Here is a 6267-nt window from a genome sequence, read left to right on the forward strand (position 1 = left end):
AATATAAACTTTATTAAATTTATGATTTAAAACTCTTTTGCTTCGTTTAACTTAAGATAAATTTCATCATTTTTACTAAGTTCTTTATGATGATAAATGCTAAAAATATATCCTTCCAAACTCACACTTAACTCATAAAAATCCCCATAAAATACGCATTCTAAAACACTAGCTTTTAAAGGAGTTTGTGAAGTTGAAATTTGTATATCATTAGGGCGCAAAATACCATTTTTACTTTGCAAATATACTTTAAATTTCTCATCTAAAATTGTATTTGGATCTATAAAAAATGCCTCGCCCAAAAAGCAAGCACTATTTATATTTTTAGGCTTATAAAAAAGCTCTTTAGCGCTTCCATAGTCTAAAATTTTCCCATCCTTAATCAAAGCGATATTATCTGATAAATAAAAAGCATCGTCTTTATCATGTGTGACAAAAATAGCACTAAGCTTATGCTCTTTTAAGATATTTTTGATTTCTTTGCGCATTTTAACGCTTAAAGTGTGATTTAAATTTGAAAAAGGTTCATCAAAAAGTATAATCTTTGGCCTTGCGACTATGGTTCTTGCTAGTGCTACTCTTTGGGCTTGCCCACCGCTTAGCTCATTTGGATAGCGCTTTAAAAGTGTATTTAAATTTAAAATTTCTAAAACTTCATCAAGCCTTTGTTTTTGCTCGTTTTTACTTAAAGAGCTTATACCAAAGCATATATTTTCTTCTACATTTAAATGTGGAAACAAAGCATAGTCTTGAAACAAAACCCCTACATCACGCTCTTGTGGGGCTAAATACACACTCTTAGAAGCAACTAGTTTATCCCCTATACAAATACTACCATCATTGATTTCAAAAAAACCTGCTATACAACCAAGCAAAGAACTCTTACCACATCCACTTTCTCCCAAAATACTGACAATCTCGCCTTCTCTTAAGCTCAAAGAAATTCCTTTTAAAACTTCTGTTTTTCCAAAAGATTTGTAAAGATTGTCAATTTTTAAGATTTCCATTATTGTCCTTTTTGGTTGTTTTTATTTTGCAAATAATGCATTAAAAATGTAGGGATAATCCCAAATAACACTATAATCAAAGATGGCAAAGAAACATTATAAATTAATTCATTTTCACTATAAGCAAATACAAGCGATGAAAGTGTTTGAAAACCTGATGGTGAAAGTATAGTCGAAATAGGCAATTCTTTTAAAATATCCACACAAATAATCACCACAGCCAAAGCTAAATAGTGCTTCATCAAAGGAAAATGAATTTGAGTGAAAATTTTAAGTGGTTTTGATTTTAAGGTTAAATTCGCATAGTCTATGTTTTTAGAAATTCGCTCATAGCCTGATTGAGTTGCAAAAATCCCTGAAGCTAAAAACCTCACAAAATACCCAAAAAACAACACCAAAAAGCCTCCACCTATGGCGTATTCAAACGATAAAAGATCAAAAATATAATTTAACACACCCAAAATCACTAAAATTCCCACAGCTACCACAGCTCCAGGTAAAGAATACCCCAAAGTCGTAAGCCAAAGAATGATTTTAGAAGCTTTTGTATCATTTAAACGCACCACAAAACACAAATAAAATGCCACCCCCACAATAGCAAAAGAACTCACCAAAGCCACGCTAAGGCTATAAAATGCAGGTGTTAAGACATTGCTTAAATTTTGCATAAAATCAAACCCAGCCCAATAAACAAGCCATATAATAGGCACGACAAAGGCCAAAAATGCCACTAAAAAACACCATAAAAAGGCTAAAAATGCCTTTAAGCCTTTTAACTCATCTTTTGGAGTAGGCAAAAATACATTTTGATTAAAGCCTTTTTTGCCTCTTTGAATTTTTTCTAAAAGCATTAAAAGTGCGATAAACACTAGCAAAGCCACGCTTAAAGCCACAGCACTCACTTCATCACCGCCACTTCCCCATGTTCTAAAAATTCCTGCACTAAAAGTATCTACGCCAAAATACGCCACCAAGCCATAATCACTCAAAACCTCCATAGCCACCAACAGCAAAGCACCCACTATACCCACACGGCAAAATGGCAAAATCACTTTGAAAAATGTTTTTAGATTAGAAGCCTTAAGTGTTTTAGCACTTAAAATGATATTACCAAGTCCATAAGCAAAGGTATTTTTAGCAAAAAAATACACATAAGGATAAAGCGCAAAAGATAAAATCACAATCACACCATATGCATTCATGATATCTATACGCCTATCAATGCCTAAAAAAGTAGGGATTAAACCTTGAAATTCAAACAAATCAATCCAAACAAAACCCATCACATAAGAAGGTATAGCCAAAGGTAAAATCAAAAACCATTCAAAAAATTTCGATCCAAAAAATTTATAAAAAGCTATCAAATAAGCACTAACTAAACCTATAATCAAACACAATACTAAAGTACCAAACAATATAAAAGCACTACCAAAAATATATCGTGGCAAGACATTTTTACTCAAATGTTTTAAGGTGTTAATATCTATAAAAGGAAGGTGTAAGATAATAGCAAGTATAGGCAGTATGATTAAACTACAGAAAAAAAAGGTGGCAAAAGACCACCTTAGACTTAAAAATTTCAAATTTTATTTTTCCTTAAAATTATTTCCATTGAACTTCATCAAAAATCATTAAAGCTTCTTTAGTATTACCCCAGTAAGCTTCAAAATTTGGTTTTTCAATTTTAAACTCGCCCCATGATTGTAAAATTTTAGCAGGTTTCACTTCTTTATTTACCGGATACTCATAATTTTGGTTTGTTAAAATTTCTTGTGCTTCTTTTGAAAGCATAAACTCGATAAATTTAACCGCAGCTTCTTTATTTTTAGAAGTTTTTAAAACACCTATACCACTTACATTAATATGCGTTCCTCTACCATCTTGGTTTGGAAAAATCACTTTTACTGAATTTGCAGCTTCAACATCTTTAGGATTTTTTGAATTTGCCAAGTGTCCTAGATAATAACTATTTGATATAGCCACATCGCCTTCTTTTGCATAGATTGCACGAATTTGATCACGATCCCCGCCCTTTGGAGTACGTGCAAGATTATTTGCTATACCTTGTGCCCATTCTTTTGCTTTTTCTTTACCCAAAGTATCAATCATTGCACTTAATAAAGAGATATTATAAACATTATTTGAACTTCTTACTAAAACTTTACCTTTAAATTTAGGATCAGTTAAATCCTCATAAGTTTTAATCTCTCCATCTTTAATTCTATCTTTAGAAGCGATGATGATTCTTGCTCTTGTTGTAAAAGCATACCATTCGTTGTTTTTACCTCTTAGCTCTTTTGGAGAAAGTTTTTCTAACTCAGGTGAGCTAACTGAAACAAAAAGATTATTTGTGCGAACTTGTTCTAAATTTCCCGCATCAGCAGTCATAAATAAATCTGCTTTTGAATTTTTACCTTCAACTTCTAATCTTTTAGCAAGCTCATTAGCCTTAGCTTGCACCACATTTACACTAATGCCTGTTTTTTCTTGAAATAATTTGAAAATTCCTTTATCAGAATCATAATGACGATGAGAATAAATCGTAAGCTCTTGAGCGCTTAAACTCATAGTAGCTAGTAAAGATAGTAAAACTACTTTTGCTTTCATTTTATAAATTTCCTTAATTTTAAATTTTGAAATTGATAAGGATTATTATATTAATAATTCACTTTATATTTACTTAAATTGATACACATAATCATTTTAAAATAAAATGATACAAAATTAACATAAATCAAGATATTTTTTCTCTCATTTTTATATAATCATCAAAAATACAATATACAAAGGAGAAAAAATGACTCAAGAACAAATTCAAATCATCAAAGATTGCGTGCCGATTTTACAAAAAAATGGCGAAGTTTTAACTAAAGAATTTTATAAAATCATGTTTGAAGAATACCCTGAAGTAAAACCTATGTTTAATATGGAAAAACAAGCTTCAGGAGAACAACCAAAAGCTTTAGCAATGGCTATTTTAATGGCAGCAAAAAATGTAGAAAATTTAGAAAATATGAGAAGCTTTGTTGATAAAGTAGCTATCACTCATACAAAATTAAATGTCAAAGAAGAGCATTACCCTATAGTAGGCGCTTGTCTTTTAAAAGCTATTAAAGTAGTGCTAAATGCAGATGAAACCACATTAAAAGCTTGGGAAGAAGCTTATGGTGCTATTGCTAAATTTTACATAGACATTGAAAAAGAAATTTATGCAAAAGCTAAGTAATCATAGGCTTTGATTTCAAAGCCTAGAATTTTTCTACGGCATTTTTTGCTAATTCTTTTATATCACCTTTTAATTCACAAATTTGACCATTTTGTGCGAGTAAAATTCTATCAGCCATATCAAAATATACATCATCATGAGTTATAGCAAATATGGTAATACCTTTTTGCTTCAAAAGTGGCAAAAGTTTAGTATAAAAAAACTTTCTAAACATAGGATCTTGATCGGCTGCCCACTCATCTAAGATCAAAATATCCCTTTTTTCAAGTAAAGCATTAAGCATAGCAAGACGCTTTTTTTGTCCAGCTGAGAGCTTTATAGTGCTAAAAGTATTTCCCACAAGCTCTACTTTTTCATTAAGTTCTAAAATTTCAAGCCAGTATGCCAAGTCTTCTTTGCTAAATTTCTCATCTTCTAAAACATGCTCAAACAAATGAAAATCACTAAAAATAGCACTAATTAAACTTCTATACTCGTAAATATTTTCCGAAGTTATTTTTTCATCATCTAAAAAAATATCCCCTTTAAAATCTGTAAAAAGTCCAGCCAAAATCATAGAAAAAGTAGATTTACCACTACCATTTTTACCTATTAAAAATACACATTCGCCTTTTTTAAGTTCAAAATTTACAGGTTTTAGAGCAAATTTTTCATTGTATGCAAAAGACACATCTTTAAAAGAAAGTTTTTGCCAAGTTTTTTTATTTTGACTGAGTTTAAACTCATGAGAATAATTTTCTAAATTTAAATTTGAAATTTTATCTAAAGCGATTTTTGCCATCATAAGCGTAGGAAAACTTCCTATCATAGCTCCAAGTGGCGCTCTTAAAAAAAGCACACTCAAAGCTATAGTCGTAGCACTTTGCAAACTAGCAAGCTCATAATTTAAAGCTATATAAAACTCCACTCCTACCAAAGCTAGCATGGCGCTATTGCTCCAATTGTTAGATAAAATATGCAAGATATTTCCCATAGTGGAGCTTTTTTTCTTTTTCAAAGCATTTTTTTCAAACTCATTTTCATAATAATACTTCGCCCTTAAAGGATTTAAGGTTAATTCCTTATGCCCTTGTAAAATATTTTGATAGTTTTTTTGCAAAGCATCATCATTTTCCCTAGCATTTTTAAAATAAAAATACACCTTGCTCATTAAAAAATTATCCACCAAAAAAACACACACTATCCACGCTAAACACAAAAAGAAAATTTCTAAAGAAAGATAAGCTATATAAGCACTTACACAAATAATCAAAACACTTGATTGTACAAATTCAGGAAGCCTTAAAAGCCCAAAAGAAATACTACGCACATCATTATTTAAAGAAGCTAAAATCTTTGCTTTAGTAGTATTTAAAATACTCAAAACACTTGTATCTAAAATTTGTTTTACAACCCTTCTTTGCATTTTAAAAATAAAACTTTGCCCAAACGAACTTAGAGCAATTTCTACAAAAGAAGAACTCGCAAAAAATACAAGCAATAAAAGCACAAAATACACGATAATATTTGAGTTTTCAAGACTAGTTTTTAATAAAAACTCATTGATAAAAACTAAAGTAAGCACACCTAATATACTCGTAAAAATACTAAAAAGCAAAAAAAGAATGATTTTAAGTTTATTTTCTTGAAACAAAATCCACAAAAAACTCACAATAATACCTTTTAAATAATAATTATAAAATTATAACAATTTTTAAAAATTATTTTTTAATTACAAAGCCTTATTTTATGGTATTTATAAATTTAAGATAACTTTTATCTTAAATTATTTTTAAGGAAAAATTTATAAATAAAATATTAATATTCTGACCATATTATTAAAATATTAGTAACAAATGTTACAAATATATACAAATAAACAATAACCCATCAAACACATTAACTATTTTTTGAAAGGACTTTTTCAATGAATATAAATTTATCTAAAAATCACCTCACGGGGGGGGGGGAACGATAATTTTCGTTTTAACTCAAACACTTTAAACTCTTTAAAAAACTATAAAAACTCTAATCTTTTAAAACTTTCTTTATTTG

5 protein-coding genes are annotated in these 6267 nt (G+C 29.6%); 1 reads left to right on the forward strand and 4 read right to left on the reverse strand.

Features of this window, described 5'->3' with window-relative positions:
* Positions 1-26: 26 nt before the first annotated feature.
* From L8T90_RS06185 to L8T90_RS06195, 3 genes are read right to left on the reverse strand one after another with little or no spacing between them, the layout of a single operon-like run.
* Positions 27-1007, reverse strand: coding sequence for an ABC transporter ATP-binding protein (locus tag L8T90_RS06185; protein ID WP_263737006.1), 981 nt, complete (start codon positions 1005-1007; stop codon positions 27-29).
* Entirely contained in the window at positions 1007-2590 is a 1584-nt protein-coding gene (locus tag L8T90_RS06190) for an ABC transporter permease (RefSeq protein WP_263707082.1), read from the reverse strand. The genes L8T90_RS06185 and L8T90_RS06190 overlap by 1 nt, the downstream gene beginning before the upstream one ends.
* Before the next feature lie 19 nt (positions 2591-2609).
* Complete coding sequence (locus L8T90_RS06195; protein WP_263737007.1) at positions 2610-3614, reverse strand: extracellular solute-binding protein; 1005 nt, start codon at positions 3612-3614, stop codon at positions 2610-2612.
* Between the two features lie 190 nt (positions 3615-3804).
* Between L8T90_RS06195 and cgb the strand changes: the two genes are divergently transcribed.
* Positions 3805-4233 (forward strand): single-domain globin Cgb, encoded by a 429-nt coding sequence (cgb, locus tag L8T90_RS06200; RefSeq protein ID WP_257397236.1) that lies wholly within the window; start codon positions 3805-3807, stop codon positions 4231-4233.
* Positions 4234-4255: 22 nt separating this feature from the next.
* On the opposite strand, the gene L8T90_RS06205 is transcribed toward cgb, so the two are convergent.
* Positions 4256-5884: a multidrug ABC transporter permease/ATP-binding protein gene (locus tag L8T90_RS06205; RefSeq protein WP_263737008.1), complete on the reverse strand. Its 1629-nt coding sequence runs from the start codon at positions 5882-5884 to the stop codon at positions 4256-4258.
* Positions 5885-6267 lie beyond the last annotated feature (383 nt).

This window comes from Campylobacter sp. RKI_CA19_01121, assembly GCF_025771295.1.
Classification (GTDB): Bacteria; Campylobacterota; Campylobacteria; order Campylobacterales; family Campylobacteraceae; genus Campylobacter_D.

Bases quoted from the DNA above. Each gene is read 5' to 3' on its own strand.
- L8T90_RS06195 (WP_263737007.1), bottom strand. From the start codon at position 3,614: ATGAAAGCAAAAGTAGTTTTACTATCTTTACTAGCTACTATGAGTTTA.
- cgb (WP_257397236.1), top strand. From the start codon at position 3,805: ATGACTCAAGAACAAATTCAAATCATCAAAGATTGCGTGCCGATTTTA.
- L8T90_RS06185 (WP_263737006.1), bottom strand. From the start codon at position 1,007: ATGGAAATCTTAAAAATTGACAATCTTTACAAATCTTTTGGAAAAACA.